This window comes from Burkholderia sp. AU38729, from assembly GCF_020419725.1.
Lineage (GTDB): Bacteria > Pseudomonadota > Gammaproteobacteria > Burkholderiales > Burkholderiaceae > Burkholderia.
Genome location: NZ_JAIZQO010000003.1, coordinates 591452 through 608494 on the forward strand (window position 1 = coordinate 591452; position 17043 = coordinate 608494).

18 protein-coding genes are annotated in these 17043 nt (G+C 67.7%); 7 read left to right on the top strand and 11 right to left on the bottom strand.

Annotation, left to right across the window (positions count from 1 at the left end):
• Positions 1-11: 11 nt before the first annotated feature.
• Entirely contained in the window at positions 12-632 is a 621-nt protein-coding gene (orn, locus tag LGM56_RS11645) for an oligoribonuclease (RefSeq protein ID WP_089494343.1), read from the top strand.
• A 16-nt stretch (positions 633-648) separates the two neighbouring features.
• Here orn and mog read toward each other — a convergent pair whose 3' ends face one another.
• Both mog and yjgA read right to left on the bottom strand, forming a co-directional pair.
• Positions 649-1269, bottom strand: coding sequence for a molybdopterin adenylyltransferase (gene mog, locus LGM56_RS11650; RefSeq protein WP_011351366.1), 621 nt, complete (start codon positions 1267-1269; stop codon positions 649-651).
• On the bottom strand, positions 1250-1855 hold the full coding sequence (gene yjgA, locus LGM56_RS11655) for a ribosome biogenesis factor YjgA (RefSeq protein WP_272482667.1): 606 nt from the start codon (positions 1853-1855) through the stop codon (positions 1250-1252). Before yjgA ends, mog begins: the two co-directional genes overlap by 20 nt.
• A gap of 127 nt (positions 1856-1982) precedes the next feature.
• On the opposite strand from yjgA, the gene pmbA reads away from it, so the two are divergent.
• A complete protein-coding gene (pmbA, locus tag LGM56_RS11660; RefSeq protein ID WP_039370934.1) occupies positions 1983-3353 on the top strand; it encodes a metalloprotease PmbA in 1371 nt (456 codons plus the stop codon).
• 83 nt (positions 3354-3436) lie between these two features.
• Here pmbA and LGM56_RS11665 read toward each other — a convergent pair whose 3' ends face one another.
• The 3 genes from LGM56_RS11665 to LGM56_RS11675 form a co-directional block, all read right to left on the bottom strand.
• A complete protein-coding gene (locus LGM56_RS11665; RefSeq protein ID WP_089494345.1) occupies positions 3437-3937 on the bottom strand; it encodes a dihydrofolate reductase in 501 nt (166 codons plus the stop codon).
• Between the two features lie 273 nt (positions 3938-4210).
• Entirely contained in the window at positions 4211-4537 is a 327-nt protein-coding gene (locus tag LGM56_RS11670) for a hypothetical protein (protein ID WP_226204649.1), read from the bottom strand.
• 284 nt (positions 4538-4821) lie between these two features.
• On the bottom strand, positions 4822-5040 hold the full coding sequence (locus LGM56_RS11675; protein ID WP_089495254.1) for a hypothetical protein: 219 nt from the start codon (positions 5038-5040) through the stop codon (positions 4822-4824).
• Between LGM56_RS11675 and LGM56_RS11680 the strand changes: the two genes are divergently transcribed.
• A complete protein-coding gene (locus tag LGM56_RS11680) occupies positions 5041-6438 on the top strand; it encodes a sigma-54 dependent transcriptional regulator (RefSeq protein WP_089494347.1) in 1398 nt (465 codons plus the stop codon). It abuts the gene before it with no gap.
• 41 nt (positions 6439-6479) lie between these two features.
• Positions 6480-7451, top strand: a complete 972-nt coding sequence (locus tag LGM56_RS11685) for a thymidylate synthase (protein WP_089494348.1) — start codon at positions 6480-6482, stop codon at positions 7449-7451.
• A 104-nt stretch (positions 7452-7555) separates the two neighbouring features.
• On the opposite strand, the gene LGM56_RS11690 is transcribed toward LGM56_RS11685, so the two are convergent.
• On the bottom strand, positions 7556-10111 hold the full coding sequence (locus tag LGM56_RS11690) for a DUF6600 domain-containing protein (protein ID WP_226204651.1): 2556 nt from the start codon (positions 10109-10111) through the stop codon (positions 7556-7558).
• 162 nt (positions 10112-10273) lie between these two features.
• Positions 10274-10981, bottom strand: a complete 708-nt coding sequence (locus LGM56_RS11695) for an ArsR/SmtB family transcription factor (RefSeq protein WP_226204653.1) — start codon at positions 10979-10981, stop codon at positions 10274-10276.
• A gap of 193 nt (positions 10982-11174) precedes the next feature.
• On the opposite strand from LGM56_RS11695, the gene LGM56_RS11700 reads away from it, so the two are divergent.
• Complete coding sequence (locus LGM56_RS11700) at positions 11175-11318, top strand: hypothetical protein (protein WP_179254789.1); 144 nt, start codon at positions 11175-11177, stop codon at positions 11316-11318.
• A 129-nt stretch (positions 11319-11447) separates the two neighbouring features.
• Positions 11448-11960, top strand: a complete 513-nt coding sequence (locus tag LGM56_RS11705) for an acyl-CoA thioesterase (protein ID WP_039370920.1) — start codon at positions 11448-11450, stop codon at positions 11958-11960.
• A gap of 63 nt (positions 11961-12023) precedes the next feature.
• On the opposite strand, the gene fumC is transcribed toward LGM56_RS11705, so the two are convergent.
• The 3 genes from fumC to LGM56_RS11720 form a co-directional block, all read right to left on the bottom strand.
• Positions 12024-13418, bottom strand: a complete 1395-nt coding sequence (gene fumC / locus LGM56_RS11710; RefSeq protein WP_226204655.1) for a class II fumarate hydratase — start codon at positions 13416-13418, stop codon at positions 12024-12026.
• A gap of 155 nt (positions 13419-13573) precedes the next feature.
• Complete coding sequence (gene norM, locus LGM56_RS11715; RefSeq protein ID WP_089494351.1) at positions 13574-14962, bottom strand: multidrug efflux MATE transporter NorM; 1389 nt, start codon at positions 14960-14962, stop codon at positions 13574-13576.
• Between the two features lie 135 nt (positions 14963-15097).
• Positions 15098-15316 carry an RNA-binding S4 domain-containing protein gene (locus LGM56_RS11720; protein ID WP_006486208.1) on the bottom strand — a complete coding sequence of 73 codons (219 nt, stop codon included), beginning with the start codon at positions 15314-15316 and terminating at the stop codon, positions 15098-15100.
• 270 nt (positions 15317-15586) lie between these two features.
• Between LGM56_RS11720 and LGM56_RS11725 the strand changes: the two genes are divergently transcribed.
• Complete coding sequence (locus LGM56_RS11725) at positions 15587-15982, top strand: hypothetical protein (RefSeq protein ID WP_226204657.1); 396 nt, start codon at positions 15587-15589, stop codon at positions 15980-15982.
• 123 nt (positions 15983-16105) lie between these two features.
• On the opposite strand, the gene LGM56_RS11730 is transcribed toward LGM56_RS11725, so the two are convergent.
• Positions 16106-16891 carry a DUF4088 family protein gene (locus tag LGM56_RS11730; RefSeq protein WP_226204660.1) on the bottom strand — a complete coding sequence of 262 codons (786 nt, stop codon included), beginning with the start codon at positions 16889-16891 and terminating at the stop codon, positions 16106-16108.
• Positions 16892-17043 lie beyond the last annotated feature (152 nt).

The window sequence follows — 17043 nt, forward strand, 5'->3', positions numbered from 1 at the left end:
CAGGATGACTCATGACCGATACCGCCGCTTCCGCCAGCCAGCCCGCGCTCGTGCGCAACGAGTTGAACCTCGTCTGGCTCGACATGGAGATGACGGGCCTCGACCCGGATAACGACCGCATCATCGAGATCGCGGTCGTCGTGACCAATTCCACGCTCGACATCGCCGTCGAAGGCCCCGTGTTCGCGATCCACCAGAGCGACGAAACGCTCGCGAAGATGGACGACTGGAACAAGTCGACGCACGGCCGCTCGGGCCTGATCGACCGCGTGCGCGCGTCGACCGTGACCGAGGCGGAAGCCGCCGCGCAATTGCAGGCCTTCCTCGCGCAGTACGTGTCGCCCGGCAAGTCGCCGATGTGCGGCAACTCGATCTGCCAGGACCGCCGCTTCATGGCGCGCTGGATGCCCGAATTCGAGCGGTTCTTTCACTACCGCAACCTCGACGTCAGCACGCTCAAGGAGCTGTGCCGTCGCTGGCAGCCCGCGATCTACAAGGGTTTCCAGAAGCGGGCAATGCACACGGCGCTCGCGGACATCCACGAGTCGATCGACGAGCTGAAGTACTACCGCGAGCATTTCCTGATTCCGGCCGCATCGGCTTCGGCAGGCGAGTCCGCGCCGGCCGCCTGAGCGATCCGGCACGCGCCTAGCGCGGTGCGCGCTGAGCGCTTTTCGGCCGGAACGCCGCGACCACCGCGGCGTCGGTCTCGATGTAAGGGCCGCCGATCAGGTCGATGCAGTAGGGCACCGCGGCGAAGATGCCGGGCACGGTCGACTTGCCGTCGGCGTCGCGGAGCCCTTCGAGCGTTTCCCGGATCGACTTCGGCTGGCCGGGCAGGTTGACAATCAGCGCCGCATGGTCGGCCGTCTCGCGGATCACCGCGACCTGCCGCGACAGGATCGCGGTCGGCACGAAATTCAGGCTGATCTGCCGCATCTGTTCGCCGAATCCCGGCATTTCCTTCGTCGCCACGGCCAGCGTGGCCTCGGGCGTCACGTCGCGGCGCGCCGGGCCCGTGCCGCCCGTCGTCAGCACGAGGTCGCACCCCGCGACGTCGACGAGTTCGGCGAGCGTGGCGGAGATCGTCGGCGCGTCGTCCTGGATCAGGCGCGTTTCGGCGCGCCACGGCGACACCAGCGCGCCGGCGAGCCACTCCTGCAGCGCGGGAATGCCTTTGTCCTCGTAGACACCGGTGCTCGCGCGGTCGCTGATCGACACGAGGCCGACGACGAGCTCGTCCGGATGGTTACGCTTCGTCGTCGTCATGGTCGTCTCCGGCATCGTCCGCCGCTTCGTCGTCCGCATGGGACGTGCCGCCGGCGGTCTTGATCCACTGGAACAGCTCGCGGAAATAGCGCGGCGGCTTGCCTTGCTGCGCTTCCTTGCGTGCGTTGCGAATCAGCGTGCGGCCTTCCTGGATGTCGGCTTCCGGATGCTGGCGCAGGAATTCGGTCAGCGCGTCGTCGCTCGCGAGCAACTGTTCGCGGGTGCGTTCGATCCAGTGCAGGCGGGCCGTCGCGGCCTTGTTCACGCCGCGCTGCGCGTCGAGCGCGGTGCGCAGCGCGGCCGTCTCGTCGTCGGTCAGCGAGCGCATCACGCGGCCGACGTACTGGAGCTGGCGGCGCTTGCCTTCGTGATCGGTGATCCGGCGCGCCTCGCGCACGGCGTCGCCGAGGCTTTCGGGCATCGGCATGCGTTTCAGCGCGTCCTTCGGCAGATCGACGAGTGCCTGGCCGAGCACCTGCAGCTCGTGCATCTCGCGCTTCAACTGGGATTTGCTGGGGCGATCGTAGCCATTGTCGTCGTCTTCGGCGGCATGCTCGATCGGCTGGATTCGGGTTTTGCGTGTCATGGACGGCATTGTATCGCGCCGCGGACACCCCAAGCTTGTCGGTGTCCGGCCCCGGACCTTGCTATGATCGCGGGATACGCAACATTTTGAACATGCGGGCGCCCGCCCGCCACCGGATACCAAGACGATGGCAGCCAATCTCGACGTACAAGCGCGCTATTTCCCGCACACGCAGGACCAGCTCAAGGAAATCGCCTCGGACATCCTTCGCCATGCGAAGGCGCTCGGCGCGACGGACGCCGCGACCGAAATCTCCGAGGGCGATGGCCTGTCGGTGTCGGTGCGCCGCGGCGAAGTCGAAACGATCGAGCACAACCGCGACAAGATGGTCGGCGTGACCGTGTTCATCGGCAAGAAGCGCGGCAACGCGAGCACGTCGGATTTCTCGCCGGGCGCGATCAAGGATACCGTCGCCGCGGCGTACAACATCGCGCGCTTCACGGCCGAGGACGAGGCGGCCGGCCTGGCCGAAGCCGAGCTGCTCGAAACCGACCCGCGTGACCTCGACCTCTACCACCCGTGGGCGCTGTCGGCCGACGAGGCCGTCGAGCTCGCCCGCCGCGCGGAAGACGCCGCATTCGCGGTCAGCCCGCAGATCCGCAACTCGGAAGGCGCGAGCGTGTCGGCCCAGCATTCGCAGTTCGTGCTGGCCACGTCGCGCGGCTTCCTGTCCGGCTACCCGTACTCGCGTCATTACATCGCATGCGCGCCGATCGCGGGCAGCGGCCGTCACATGCAGCGCGACGACTGGTATTCGTCGAAGCGCAGCGCGATCGATCTCGCGGCGCCCGAAGCGGTGGGCCGTTACGCGGCCGAGCGTGCGCTTGCCCGGATGGGCGCGCGCCGCCTCGATACCCGCAAGGTGCCCGTGCTGTTCGAGGCGCCGCTCGCGGCCGGCCTGCTCGGCGCATTCGTGCAGGCGGTGAGCGGCGGCGCGCTCTACCGCAAGACGTCGTTCCTCGTCGACAGCCTCGGCAAGCCGGTGTTCGCGCCGCACATCCAGGTCGTCGAGGATCCGCACGTGCCGCGCGCGATGGGCAGCGCGCCGTTCGACGAGGAAGGCGTGCGCACGCGTGCGCGCAGCGTCGTCAAGGACGGCGTCGTCGAAGGCTACTTCCTGTCGACCTATTCGGCGCGCAAGCTCGGCACGCAGACCACCGGCAACGCGGGTGGCTCGCACAACCTCGCGCTGCGCAGCTCGAACACGCAGGCGGGCGACGATTTCGACGCGATGCTGAAGAAGCTCGGCACGGGCCTGTTGCTGACCGAGCTGATGGGACAGGGCGTGAACTACGTGACGGGTGACTATTCGCGCGGTGCGGCGGGCTTCTGGGTCGAGAACGGCGTGATCCAGTATCCGGTCGAGGAAATCACCGTCGCGAGCACGCTGCAGGAAATGTTCCGGCATATCGTCGCGATCGGTGCCGATTCGATCGTGCGCGGCACGAAGGAAACGGGCTCGGTGCTGATCGAGCAGATGACGATCGCCGGGCAGTAAGCGGCGCGCGGCATCGGCCGCCATCAAACGAAAAAGCCCGACCGGCATGAACCGGTCGGGCTTTTTTCATGGCGCGTGACGCGTCAGCCGCGCTTGCGTTCGTAGACGACGAACGCATAGCCGAACGTATTCGGCGCGGCCGCCTGGTGCGCATCGCGCGACACTTCCTGCCACTGCGCGGCGTCGGGTGCCGGGAACGAGGCGTCACCGTCGAAGTCGGCATCGATCTCGGTGACGACCAGTTTGTCGGCGAGTGCGAGACCTTCGGTATAGAGCTGCGCGCCGCCGATCAGGAACGCCTCGGGCACGCCGTCGCGTGCGGCGAGCGTCAGCGCATCGGCGAGCGACGTGACCGTGTCGCAGCCGTCGAAGCGACGCGTTGCGTCGCGCGTGACCACGATATTGCGGCGGCCCGGCAGCGGCCGGCCGATCGACTCGTGGGTCTTGCGGCCCATCACGATCGGTGCGCCCATCGTCGTGCGCTTGAAGAAGGCGAGATCCTCGGGAAGTTTCCAGGGCAACTGGTTGTCGCGGCCGATGATGCCGTTGCGGGCACGCGCGACGATCAGGGTCAACGTCGTCATGAAGGTCGGGGAAAGGAAAACCGGAATGGCGCCGATTCTACCGGAACGGCGGCACGCGCCGGTTCCGGGTGCGCGCGTCCGCCTCTCCTCACTGCGCGCCGCGACGCTCGAGGCAAGGCGTCGCGGCGACGGAATGAATAAAAAGAGTGCCCGCCGGGGGACGGAGCACAAGAACCGTTTCGTGTTGCGAGCACGACGATGCCGGCATCGGGTCGAGGCTGGCGGCTCGCTCAAATCAATACGTCATCCTGATCAAATGGATCGGCTCGTGCATCACTGGTGGGTACTGCCTTGCGTGGTGCCTTCCATCGCGTGCTGCAAATCGCCCTGCTGCGGTGCCGGAAGTGGCGTCGGCAATTGAGGCGGTGGCGGGATCTCGTCCCACAGGGTCACCGACGTCCTGCCGGCCGGCAACGGTTGCGGTGACGACACGGTCACGATGCCGAACCCGTTGCCGTGCTGCATGCTCGGCGTGTTTGCCGCAAGCAGCATGGCGCGATCCGGATTCGTGCTTTCGTCTGCGCGTGCGGGCGCGGGCGGGCCGGCGGCCGCGACCGCAATGGCCATCGGCACGAAAGAAAGTAAAAGATGTTTTCGCATGGTCGCTGTCTCCGACGGTTTCCATGTTCAGCGAAATGCATGCCATCGCGCCGGGACCGTTGTCGAGACTGCGATTCGTGCTCAAGCGTTGCGAATTGTCTCGAAAAACCGCTGAAAATGTTTCAGGCGTGAAACGAGGGGGCTCGGGAATACTGCTGATTCAATCGATACGCTTCAAGGATGAAAATCGTCGCAAGTGTTGATGACAGAGCGTATCGCTGCGCCGGGGGCTATGTGCAGACGATTGACATGCATCGACCTCCTGAGCGATACGGCCGCATCGCTCACCGCGCTGAAATCGGATTGTCGTATTCAGTGCCTATAACTAAGCTGTCTTGATCAAAATAACTGGACGCGAGATAAGCGCCATCATGCGAGGCTTTGTCGTCGCCACGCATCGGCATGGCGAATCGAGCCGCCTTCGGCTGACCCGATTCGATCCTTTTCGCACGTGACCTGGCGTGCACGGCAATCGTTAGACGGTTGATGAACGGGGTGAGCATATGGGCGCCGATCTGCGGCACGTGATCTACTATTCGCGCGAACCGAACGATGCGTTGCGCGGCCATTTCGACGAATGCGGTTGGCGTGTCGATCTCGCGGAGACCGTGCGAGACGTACGGCGCGTCGTGCAGCATGGTGTCGCAACGGCCGGGCTGCTCGATTTTTCGCCGGGCTTCAAGCCTTCCGACCTGCGCGAACTCGAATCATGTCTAAGCATTCAGCACATCGGCTGGATCGCGGCGACGCGACGCGGCCAGTTGCAGGACGCTACGCTGCGCCATCTCATTCGCGACTACTGTTTCGACTACGTGACGATGCCGTACGAGACGGCGCGGATCGTCGAGACCGTCGGCCATGCACACGGGATGATCGCGCTGACCGAAACCGTTGCACCGCCCGTCGGCGCCGGACGCAGCGAAGGCGAAATGGTCGGGACCTGCGATGCGATGCTCGGGCTCTTCAGGACGATACGCCGCGTCGCGGCGACCGACGCGCCGGTGTTCATCTCCGGCGAATCGGGTACGGGCAAGGAACTGACCGCGGTCGCGATTCACGAACGTTCGTCGCGCGCGCAGGCGCCTTTCATCGCGATCAATTGCGGTGCGATTCCGTCGACGCTGCTGCAGGCCGAACTGTTCGGCTATGAGCGCGGCGCGTTCACCGGCGCGAACCAGCGCAAGATCGGCCGCGTCGAGGCCGCCAATGGCGGCACGCTGTTTCTCGACGAAATCGGCGACTTGCCGCTCGAAAGCCAGGCGAGCCTGCTGCGCTTCCTGCAGGAAGGCAAGATCGAGCGGTTGGGTGCCCATGTGTCGGTGCCCGTCGACGTGCGCGTGATCTGCGCGACGCACGTGGACATGGAAGCGGCGCTGCGCGAAGGGCGGTTCCGCGAGGACCTGTTCCATCGCCTGTGCGTGCTGAAGATCGAGGAGCCGCCGCTGCGTGCGCGCGGCAAGGACATCGAGGTGCTCGCGCGCCACATGCTCGAGCGTTTCAAGGGCGACGCGCATCGTCGCCTGCGCGGCTTTTCCCCTGATGCGGTCGCGTCGCTGTACGGCTATTCGTGGCCGGGCAACGTGCGCGAGCTGATCAATCGCGTGCGCCGTGCGATCGTCATGTCGGAAGGCCGGATGATCACCGCGGCCGATCTCGAGCTGAACGACTTCGCGACGCTCGCACCCGTGTCGCTGCTGGAGGCGCGCGAGGCGGCCGAACGGCAGGCGATCGAGCAGGCGTTGCTGCGCCATCGCGGCCGTTTCGCGGATGCCGCACGCGAACTCGGTGTGTCGCGCGTCACGCTCTACCGGCTGATGTGCGCACACGGCATGCGCGATCGCGGCGACACGCTGGCAGGGTTTTCGGCGCCGTTGCCGGAGCTTCCTCACCACGCTTGCTAAAATTGGCGGGTACGGCCGCCCTCGCGGCCGAAGGAACCCGCATGAAACAGTATCTCGATCTCGTTCGTACCATTCTCGATACCGGCACCTGGCAGGAGAACCGCACGGGGATCCGCACCATCAGCATGCCGGGCGCGATGCTGCGCTTCGACCTGCAGCAAGGCTTCCCGGCCGTGACGACCAAGAAGCTGGCATTCAAGTCCGCGATCGGCGAACTGGTCGGCTTCCTGCGCGCGACGCGCAGTGCGGCCGATTTCCGCGCGCTCGGCTGCAAGGTGTGGGATGCGAATGCGAACGAGAACGCGCAATGGCTCGCGAACCCGTATCGCCAGGGCGTCGACGATCTCGGTGACGTGTACGGCGTGCAATGGCGCCAGTGGCCGGGCTACAAGGTGCTCGACGCGGGCGCCGACGCGCAGATCGCCGATGCGACGCGCCGCGGCTTCCGGATCGTCACGCGTTTCGACGAAGACGGCGCGCCGAAGGTGCTGCTGTACAAGGCGATCGACCAGTTGCGCCAGTGCCTGGACACGATCATGGAGAATCCGTCCGACCGCCGCATCCTGTTTCACGCGTGGAATCCGGCCGTGCTCGACCAGATCGCGCTACCCGCGTGCCACCTGCTGTACCAGTTCCTGCCGAATGCGACGAAGCGCGAAATCTCGCTGTGCCTGTACATCCGCAGCAACGACGTCGGCCTCGGTACGCCGTTCAACCTGACGGAAGGGGCCGCGCTGCTGGAACTCGTTGGCCGCCTGACGGGCTACACGCCGCGCTGGTTCACGTATTTCATCGGCGACGCGCACATCTACGAGAACCAGCTCGACATGCTGCAGCGCCAGCTCACGCGCGAGCCTTACGAGAGCCCGCGGCTCGAGATTGCCGCGCGCGTGCCGGAATACGCGAAGACGGGCGTCTACGCGCCCGAGTGGCTGGAACAGATCGAGCCGTCCGATTTCTCGCTCGTCGGCTACCGCCACCATGAGCCGCTGACCGCACCGATGGCGGTCTGATCGAGCAACCCGGGCCGCGCGGATGCATCGCGCCGCGCCCCGTGGAAAAAAGGCCCGACCGGCTGATCCCGGTCGGGCCTTTTTGTTTCACGTTTGCGGCGCTTTTACTGGCGATGCCGCTCTTCGTGACCGCCTTGCGGCGGCGGGTTGCTCGGGTGGGGCGCCTCGACGTGCGGCGCCGGTTGCGGCCGCGGTTCCATGCGCGGAGCGGGCATCGACGGACGCGGTTCCATGCGTGGCGCCGGCTGCGGTCGCGGCTCCATACGCGGTGCAGGTTGCGGCCGAGGCTCCATGCGCGGCGCCTGCGGTTGCGGGCGCGGCATGTCGTGCACGGCGGGGGCCGGCGGACGGTACTCGTTCACACGGGGTGGCGCGACTTCGCGATGCGGCTCCGGTTGTGCGAAATCGGCGTGCGGTTGCGATTGCCCATGCTGGGCCGGCGACTGGAAATCGGGGCGCGGACGCGGCTGCGGAATCTGCGCGGTGTTGTCGAGCCGCGGTTGCGGCAGGGCGCGCGGCACTTCGTTCCGGCTGCCGGGCTGCGCGCCCTGCGGCGTCGGCACACCTTCCGGATGTGGTACCGCCGCGCTTCGCACGGGCGGCAGCGCATTCTGGCCCGCCGCGTGAAGCGCGGTCGGCGGCGCAGGGCGTTGACGCTCCATCGGCGTGTGCGGCTGCATCCACGCGGGTGACGGCGTTTCGGCCGCGTGTGCATTGCCGATGCCCCCCGGACCGTTGTTCGCGACCGGCGGATGCGGGACGCCGTTACCGGGGCCGAATGCCTGATGCGGCACCGGGTTGCCGGGCGCCTGCGGCATGCCGCCGTTGGCGAAATGCGCTGCGTTGGGGGTTTCGCCGTTCGCCGGCCGCGCGACATTCGGCATGCCCGGCATCGGTGTGCCAGGCCGCCCGGCCTGCACGGCGGCCGGCTGGCCTTCGCGAGGCGCGCGAGCCGGTTGCACGACGGGGCCGTGCGGATTCACGAGCTGCACGTTGCGCATCGCCCATGCGCCGCCGTCCGGCTTGCCCGGAATGCGGACCGGGCGAGCCGTATAGTCGGCCGGCACGTTCGTCTTCACGACAGGTGCGCCGGCACCCGGTACGCGCCCGCCTTGCTGCGCGAGGTGGGCCGCCGCATGGTCGCGATACGCGGCCGGCACGGCGGGATTGCGCGTCGCGACGTACGGGTGCTGGGCAATCGCGGCAGGCGGACGGTAGCTCGCATTGCGCAGCCCGCCCGTGAAGCTCTGGCGCACCGGTGCAATGCCCGGTGTCCCCGGCGTGACGTGCGCGTTGCGCCATTGTTGCGGATCGATGTGCTGCGAGAAGTGCGCGACCGGCTGGCCGTGCACGAACGCGGAGGCCGGTACGGCCGTGATCGCGTGCGGCGCGCGGAAGTTCACGTACGTCTTGTTGATGTTGGTGATATTGGTGACATTGGTGATGTTCGTCACGTTCACGGTCTTGTTCACGTTGACGTTGTTCACCACGACGTTGCGGTTCACGCGGTCGTAGTAGTGCGGGCTCCAGCCGCCCCAGCCCGGATGCCACGGTTCGCCCGGGCCGAGCGCGAACCACGCGCAGCCGGCCGCGGCGACGCCGCCCACCGTGAGCGCGACACTCCAATCGGGGCCCCCGCCCCCGCCCACGAACGCGACGAGTGCCGGCGCATAGACCGGCGGCTGGCTGACGACCATCGGGCCCGGTACCCAGGCCCAGCTATCGTCCACGTATGCCCAGCGGCCGTAGTGATACGGTGCGAAACCCCACGGCGCGTCGTCGACCCACGTCCAGCCCCACGGTGCCTGCCAGATCCAGTGGCCGTCGTGATACGGCGCCCAGTCGGCCGGCGTGTCGTTCGGCACCCAGACCTGGCCGTAGTTCGGGGTTTCGCGCCACGTGCCGTTCGCGTCGAGATCCTGGTAGCCGGGGATGTCGCGGGACACATAGCGGGCCGATACCGAGCGCTCCTCGGCCGCGTCGCGGCTGGCGGCCCACTGGTCGAGCGGATCGGGGCCCGGGGCGGCGGATTGCTGCGCGACCTGCAGGTCGGTGCCCGTGAACACGACCTGCTGCCCGGGCGACAGCGGGTACTGGCCGTTGCTGCCGTAGACGGTCGCACTGCCGCTGCGCACCGTGACCGTCGTGCTCGCACCGTTCGGCGCGACGTCGACGCGATAGTCGCCGGGGCCCGTGATGCCGAGCGCGAGATTAGGCGTGTCGATTTCGTACGATCCACCGGCCGGCAGATCGCGCACGTGCGTCGATACGGTGCCGAGCCCCACTTTCAACTGGGTCGTCGTGTCGTCCAGGTTCAGCACCGACAAACTCGTCGATTCACCGAGCCGCACCGCGGTCGAGCCGATGTGCAGTTCCGAGCGCGCACCGGCATCGTTCCAGAGCTGGTCGCCGGTCGTCAGCGGCCGGTTCACGGCGGCGTACGACCACGTATCGGTGCCGGCCGGTTCGGTCGTCACGGCGCCCGACAGGTAATTGAGCCGCGCGACACGGCTGGGTGGATCGCCGCCCGGTTGCCGTGCTGCGGCCGCATAGGGCGGCGCGCCGGCCGATTGCGCGAATGCGGGGGGCAGTGCCGCAAGTGCGACGAACGCGACCAGCGTGCAGCGGGCGGTTCGCTTGAGCGTGAACAGGGTGGCCATGGTGAGCGTCTTCGTCTTTGTCGCGGCGCGTCAATTCGTGCCGTTGAGTTCACAATATCCGCTCGGCCTGTTTCAATGCTCGGTGTTTTGTAAGTCGAATGGCACGCGATGTAACAAAACCTGTCCATCGCGCGCCGTTGTCGTGCAGACGCAATCCAGGCGTCAAGCGGACGTAAGCCACCCGTCGAAAACCTGCTGTCCGGGCACCGTGACGCGCAGCACGCGCGGCCGTGCGGCGCGTTCGATCCAGCCGTGCGCGCAGAAGCTATCGAGCAGCGCCGCACCGAGTGCGCCGCCGAGATGCGAGCGCCGTTCGCTCCAGTCGAGGCAGCCGCATGCGAAGCGGCGCCGGCGCGTGCGTTGCTGCGCGACGTCGATGCCCCATTGCGCGAGCGCCTGGGTGCCGAGCTCGGTGGTTTCGATCGCATCGCCGTCGGCAAGCAGCCAGCCGCGCGCGGTGAGCCCGTCGAAGATGCGCACCGCCAGTTCGCCAGCCATGTGGTCGTAGCAGGTGCGCGCATAGCGCAACTCGGCCGGAACCGTGCGGGACGGCGCCGGAACCGGGCGATGCGGCGCGGCTGCGCGGGCGACGTTCGCGAGCGCCTCGAGCGATGCCGCGATGTCGGCCGATGCGATGCGGTAGTAGCGGTGCCGGCCGCGCACGTCGAGCGCGAGCAGGCCGCCCTCGGTCAAGCGCGCGAGATGGGCGCTTGCGGCGGACGGCGACAGCCCCGCGATCATCGTCAACTCGCCTGCCGGTCGCGCGCTGCCGTCCATCAGCACCCACAGCATCGCGGCGCGCCCCGGGTCGGCGATCAGCGAGCCGATGCGGCTCAGGCCCGGAAAGTGGTGGTCGTCTTGGTCGGTCATCGTCGTGTCTCGTCAGGCGGGATGAGCTTCAGTGTAGTGGGCGCGCGCATGCGATGTTTCGCTTTTGGCTGAAATGTCGGATGCACTAGCGCGGGCGTCGGCGATGCGGCGGACCCCGGCTGCGGCCGCTTGCGGCGCGCGCGTAGAATGGCCGAAAGCGGCCGCAGCGGGCGGCCGCACGGGACACGATGCAATGATGAAGACGATTTTCTGTTTGCTGGCGGCCGCGCTCGTCTGCGCGGCCTGTGTGCAAGGCGGTGCGGGCGCGTCCGGCGAGCGCGGCGGCAGCATCGAGATGTACGGAACGATCGATCAGGGCATCACGGTGCGTCGCTGACCGAGGCGGCCGTGCGCGCGCTGGGCATATCGCCGGAAGCCGCGCCACACGGGGCGCCCCGCGACGCGTTGCCGCAGTGCAACGTATAATGGCCCGATTACAGCGCCCCTGCCGCCTGGAGCCAACAAGATGTCCCAACCGTCCCCCGTACCGGCCGCCCTCGACCGCACCGAAACCGTCTTCCGCTTCCTCGCCGAGCCGTCGTCCGTGAACTTCGGCGGCAAGGTGCACGGCGGCGCGCTGATGAAGTGGATCGACGAGGTTGCATATGCGTGCGCGGCCGTCTGGTCGAGCCGCTATTGCGTGACGGTCAGCGTCGGCAACATCCGTTTCCAGCGTCCGATCATGGTCGGCAATCTGGTCGAGCTGAAGGCGCGCGTCGTCGCGACGGGCCGCACCAGCATGCACATCCATGTGTCCGTGCATGCCGGCGATCCGAAGGGCGGCATGCTGCGCCAGACGACCGATTGCCTCGTCGTGTTCGTCGCGGTCGACGAGAACGGCAACCCGGTGCCGGTGCCGCCGTTCGTGCCCGAGACCGACGAGCAGAAGGTGCTCGCGAAATATGCGGCCGACGTGCGGGCCGCGCTCGACAAGATCGTCGAGATGAAGCCGGAAGAGGTCGCGAAGGGCGCGGTCTGACCGCTGCGGGCGCCGCGCATCGCGCCGCGCCCGTCATCCTGCCTCTTCCTGCCGTAACTGCCGTTACTGCGTCCCGATCATCTGCTCGGGACGTACCCACGCATCGAATTCCGCCTCGGTCAGGTAGCCGAGCGCGAGCGCGGCCGCCTTCAGCGTCGTGCCTTCCTTGTGCGCCTTCTTCGCGATCTGCGCCGACTTGTCGTAGCCGATGTGCGGATTGAGCGCCGTCACCAGCATCAGTGATTCGTTCAGCAGCAGGTCGATCCGCGAGCGGTTCGGCTCGATGCCCACCGCGCAGTGGTCGTTGAAGCTCTGCGCGCCGTCGGCGAGCAGCCGCACCGACTGCAGCACGTTGTGCGCGATCATCGGCCGGAACACGTTCAGCTCGAAATTGCCGCTTGCGCCGCCGACGTTGACCGCGACGTCGTTGCCGAACACCTGACAGCAGAGCATCGTTACGGCTTCGGACTGCGTCGGGTTCACCTTGCCCGGCATGATCGAGCTGCCCGGCTCGTTTTCAGGAATCGACAGTTCCCCGAGCCCGCAGCGCGGCCCGCTCGCGAGCCAGCGGACATCGTTCGCGATCTTCATCAGGCCGGCCGCGACCGTCTTCAGCGCGCCGTGTGCGAACACCAGCGCATCGGCCGCTGCCATCACCTCGAACTTGCTCGGCGCCGTCACGAACGGCAGCTTCGCGAGCCGGCCGATTTCATCGGCGACGCGCACCGCGAACTCCGGATGCGCGTTCAGCCCCGTGCCGACCGCGGTGCCGCCGAGCGCGAGTTCGTACAGGTGCGGCAATGCCGATTCGACGTGACGGATGCCCTGGTCGAGCTGCGCGACGTAACCGGAAAACTCCTGGCCGAGCGTGAGCGGCGTCGCGTCCTGCAGGTGCGTGCGGCCGATCTTCACGATGTCGGCGAACGCCTTCGACTTCGCGTCGAGGGTCGTGCGCAGCGTGCGCAGCGCCGGCAGCAGGTGGTTGACGATCGCGTACGCGGTCGCGACGTGCATCGCGGTCGGAAAGACGTCGTTCGACGACTGGCCGCGGTTCACGTCGTCGTTCGGATGAACCTTGCGCGCTTCGCCGCGCTCGCCGCCCATCAGTTCGCTCGCGCGATTCGCGATCACCTCGTTGAGGTTCATGTTGGTCTGCGTGCCGGAGCCCGTCTGCCACACGGCGAGCGGGAATTCGCGCGGATGCTTGCCGGCGATGATCTCGTCGGCCGCGTCGATGATCGCGCGCGCCTTGTCGTCGGCCAGCACGCCGAGCGACTGGTTCACGGCCGCCGCGGCGCGCTTGACGATCGCGAGCGCGTGGATCAGCTCGGGCGACTGCTTCTCGGTCGAGATCCGGAAATTCTGCAGCGAGCGCTCGGTCTGCGCGCCCCAGAGCCGGTCGGCCGGCACGGCGATCTCGCCGAACGTATCGCGTTCCATCCGAACTGCTTCGTTCATGATCCACTCCTCCAGAAAAGGGGAAAGGCCGCGCGTGGTCGCGCGGCATCAGACGTAATCAGACGTATCGTGAGGCAGTCGCGCCGCTTGCGCGGCGTCTCGAGATCTTCAGCCGACTAGCATAGCGCCGGCCCGGATTTCGCGTCTTGTCGCGTTCAGTGCGGCGACGTCACGAGCGACGCGCTCTTCAGATGAAAGCGCCACGCCATCAGCACGGCCACGCTGGCGAGGCCGGCCGCGAGGCCCCACCAGAGGCCGCGGGCGCCGAGGCCCACATGGAACGCGAACCAGTAGCCGGTCGGAAAACCGATGCCCCAGTAGCCGAGGGTGGCCGCGAGCATCGGGATGCGCGTGTCCTTCAGGCCACGCAGCGCACCCGACGCGACGGTCTGCGCGCCGTCGACGATCTGGAACACCGCGGCGATGCCGAGCAGTGACGCGGCGAGCGACACGGTGGCCGCGTTGGCCGGATCGTCGAGGTTCAGGTACAGGCCGACGATCGCATGCGGCGCGACGATCAGCACGATGCCCGACAGCGTCATGAACGCTACACCGAGGCCGAGCGCGACGAAGCCGGCATGCCGCGCGGCGACGGGCGCCCCTGCGCCGACCCAGTAACCGACCCGCACGTTGGCGGCCTGACCGATCGCGAGCGGCACCATGAACGCCACCGATGCGACGTTCAGCGCGATCTGGTGCGCGGCCAGCGACGTCGCGCCGAGCACGCCGATCGTCAGGCCGGTCGCGAGAAACAGCGTCGACTCGACCCCGTACGTGATCGCGACGGGCCAGCCGATGCCGATCAGCTCGCCCATCATCGGCAGCTTCGGGCGGGCGGCCGTGACGAAATGACGGAAGCGTTGCCGGCCGTGCAGCAGCCAGATCAGGGCGAATGCGGTGAGCCAGATCGTGATCGTCGTCGCGACCGCTGAACCGAGGAAACCCAGGCGCGGCAGCCCGAACGCGCCGTGGATCAGCCCGTAGTTCAGCACGCCGTTCACGCCGACGCCGCCGATCGACACCCACAGCAGCCGGCGCGCCGCGCCGATCGCCGGCAGGAACGCGCGCATCAGCCCGACGCCGATCAGGCTGCCGAGCGCGGCGAAGCGCAGGATGCCGGTGTATTCGCCGACGTGATGGGCGAGCAGCGGCGGCTCGTGGAACATCAGCAGGATCGGTTCGGACAGCGACAGCGCGATGACGGCCGGAATCGCGAGCAGCACGGACAGCGCGAAGCCGGTCCAGTAGATGTGCGGGACGCGCTCGTCGGCCTTGGCGCCACGCGCATGCGCGACGCTGACGCTGACCGACGACAGCACGCCTTGCAGCACGGTCACGATGACGAAGAAGAAGTTCGCGCCGAGCCCGCCCGCCGCGAGCGAATCGGGGCCGAGCGAGCCGAGCAGCACCGTGTCGGTGACGCTCATCGCCATCTGCGAGAGCTGCGCGATCGCGAGCGGCGCGGCGAGGCGCGCGGTATCGGCGGCATGACTGGACAGGGACGGCGGCGCGGCGGCCGTCCGCGTAAGACCGGAATGCGACATGGAATGGGCGCTCGCGCGGGTGCGGGCCCGCGCTATATGTATTTATTTTGAGAGACGGCTAGCTTACGGCTTTATTCGAACGGTGTCGAACGCGCGCGCCGATGGCCATGTCGCAGGCAGGGGGAACCGTCGGCACTAGGCTTCGCGCACTGCAATGCGCGTGTCGCCGAGCAGGACGACCTGGCCCGCGCGGATCTTGCAGGTCTTGCGCAGCTCGACAGCGCCGTCGACTTTCACCGCGCCGGACGCGACGATCAGCTTCGCGGTGCCGCCGCTATCCGCGAGGCCGGTGATCTTGAGGAGGTTGTGCAGCTCGACGTATTCGCCGGTCAGCGTGAAATCCAGATTGGGCATGACGAAGGAGGTGCGCATTGCGCGGGAGGAATCGCCTCGCATCATACGGCACCGCGGGCCGGCGCGCGAGCGCGGCCGGCTGCGGCCCTCAGTTGTGAGGGAGTGTGAGCCATTCGTCAGCAAATGAAACGGTGGGTAACAGTCTGAGAGATTCGAGAACCGGCCGCGCGGGCCGCGGGTCTTTTGTCGTACCTGCTGCGTGTTGCGGCGGGGGACGCAACGGACCGCATCGCTGCGGTTCGGGCGCACAACTTCCTGAGGAGAATTGCCATGTCCAAGATTCGTACGATGCTGATCGGTGCCGCGTTGACGGCGTTCGCCACTTCGGCCGCATTTGCCCAGACGGGTACGGCGGTGCAGGGTGCAGCCGGTGTCGGCGTACAGGCGCAGACGCCGGCGGCCGGTGCCGGCGTGCAGGGCGGTGCGGGCGCGAACGCGTCGGGTAATGCGGTCGGCGGCGCAACCGATGCGGTCGGCGCGGCAGCCGATGGCGCGAAGGAGTCGACGTCGTCGGCTGTCCACTCGGCCAAGAAGCACACGAAGCATGCCGCGAAGTCGGCCAAGAGCCATGTCGGCTCGGCCAAGGCGAAGGCCGGCGAAGCGACCGAAGGCGGTGCGTCGGTCGGTGCCGAGGGCGGTGCATCGGCCCAGGGCGCCACGCAGTAAGGCGCGGCAGGCGCCGCGCGACGCTCGCCCTCGACGGCGCGTCGCGACGGCGGCCATCCGACGGCCCGGTTCGCGTTGCGCGAACCGGGCTGCTTTCATTGGTCGGTGCGATCGGGCGCGCCGTTACGGCCGCCGTTGGCTTTGCCCTTGGCCCGGCTGACCCTGCGCCGGCCGCGCGGCCGTCGGGGTGAAGACGTTGCGCAGCCACGCGGCGAGCCGGGCGAAGACGTCGTACGGTTCCTCGACGAAGATCTCCGGCTTCAGCAGCCGCAGGTACTCCATGATCTGCTGCGCTTCCTGCTTCTGGAACGAGCCGTGCGCGAGCCCGAGCCGCAGCAGCCCGCGCAGTTCGCCGAGCTTGTCGCGCGCGGTGCTGCCGACGCTCATCTCGCATGCGAGCTTGGCCTCGTAGACCCGTTGTCGCAGCGATTCCGCGAGCCGCCACGCAGGCGTCTGCATCAGTTCCTCGAGCGTCTGGATATCTTGCGCGGCCCCCTTGATCTGCGAGGCGAGCGGATCGATCAGCGACGGGTCGCCCTGCGCTTCGGCGACGATCGCTTTCGCCCAGTCGCGGCAAGCCTTCGCGAGTTCGTCGGGGGTCCATTCGGAGCGTGACGCGAAGCCGAAGCCGAATTCACCGGCCTGTCGCATCAGGATCGCGACGACGTCCGGAAATTCTTTGTCGAGCGTGCGTTTTGCCCACGCGTACTGGCCGCCCTGCAGCATCCGCTGCACCGCGTGCTCGGTCAGCGGCACCATGTTGTCGAGCAGCTTGGCGCGCAGGAAATCCTCGAACGACGGCGTCGCGAACTGCGGGTCGAGTTTCAGCGACACGCGGACGAACGCGTCATAGTCCTTGCGCAGGGACTCGAGCGTGTCGTCCTTGAGGAAAAGGGTGATCTGGCCCATGAATCGTCTCGATGGCGGCCCGTGCCAGCCGGCGGCCGGCACGGCGCACCGGGACGGGCGCAGCGTCGACTGACCGGTGCGCGCCGAGGCCGGTGGCGGGTATTCATTCCCTATATCGGCGCGCCGGGCGGAAACTTGAGTACGAATGACCG

Coding starts and splice junctions, on each gene's coding strand:
- mog (WP_011351366.1), bottom strand. CDS start 1,269: ATGACGACGACGAAGCGTAACCATCCGGACGAGCTCGTCGTCGGCCTC.
- orn (WP_089494343.1), top strand. CDS start 12: ATGACCGATACCGCCGCTTCCGCCAGCCAGCCCGCGCTCGTGCGCAAC.
- fumC (WP_226204655.1), bottom strand. CDS start 13,418: ATGAACGAAGCAGTTCGGATGGAACGCGATACGTTCGGCGAGATCGCC.
- LGM56_RS11690 (WP_226204651.1), bottom strand. CDS start 10,111: ATGGCCACCCTGTTCACGCTCAAGCGAACCGCCCGCTGCACGCTGGTC.
- LGM56_RS11700 (WP_179254789.1), top strand. CDS start 11,175: ATGATGAAGACGATTTTCTGTTTGCTGGCGGCCGCGCTCGTCTGCGCG.
- LGM56_RS11730 (WP_226204660.1), bottom strand. CDS start 16,891: ATGGGCCAGATCACCCTTTTCCTCAAGGACGACACGCTCGAGTCCCTG.
- LGM56_RS11720 (WP_006486208.1), bottom strand. CDS start 15,316: ATGCCCAATCTGGATTTCACGCTGACCGGCGAATACGTCGAGCTGCAC.
- yjgA (WP_272482667.1), bottom strand. CDS start 1,855: ATGACACGCAAAACCCGAATCCAGCCGATCGAGCATGCCGCCGAAGAC.
- LGM56_RS11665 (WP_089494345.1), bottom strand. CDS start 3,937: ATGACGACGTTGACCCTGATCGTCGCGCGTGCCCGCAACGGCATCATC.
- LGM56_RS11675 (WP_089495254.1), bottom strand. CDS start 5,040: ATGCTCACCCCGTTCATCAACCGTCTAACGATTGCCGTGCACGCCAGG.
- LGM56_RS11725 (WP_226204657.1), top strand. CDS start 15,587: ATGTCCAAGATTCGTACGATGCTGATCGGTGCCGCGTTGACGGCGTTC.
- pmbA (WP_039370934.1), top strand. CDS start 1,983: ATGGCAGCCAATCTCGACGTACAAGCGCGCTATTTCCCGCACACGCAG.
- LGM56_RS11695 (WP_226204653.1), bottom strand. CDS start 10,981: ATGACCGACCAAGACGACCACCACTTTCCGGGCCTGAGCCGCATCGGC.
- norM (WP_089494351.1), bottom strand. CDS start 14,962: ATGTCGCATTCCGGTCTTACGCGGACGGCCGCCGCGCCGCCGTCCCTG.
- LGM56_RS11685 (WP_089494348.1), top strand. CDS start 6,480: ATGAAACAGTATCTCGATCTCGTTCGTACCATTCTCGATACCGGCACC.
- LGM56_RS11705 (WP_039370920.1), top strand. CDS start 11,448: ATGTCCCAACCGTCCCCCGTACCGGCCGCCCTCGACCGCACCGAAACC.
- LGM56_RS11680 (WP_089494347.1), top strand. CDS start 5,041: ATGGGCGCCGATCTGCGGCACGTGATCTACTATTCGCGCGAACCGAAC.
- LGM56_RS11670 (WP_226204649.1), bottom strand. CDS start 4,537: ATGCGAAAACATCTTTTACTTTCTTTCGTGCCGATGGCCATTGCGGTC.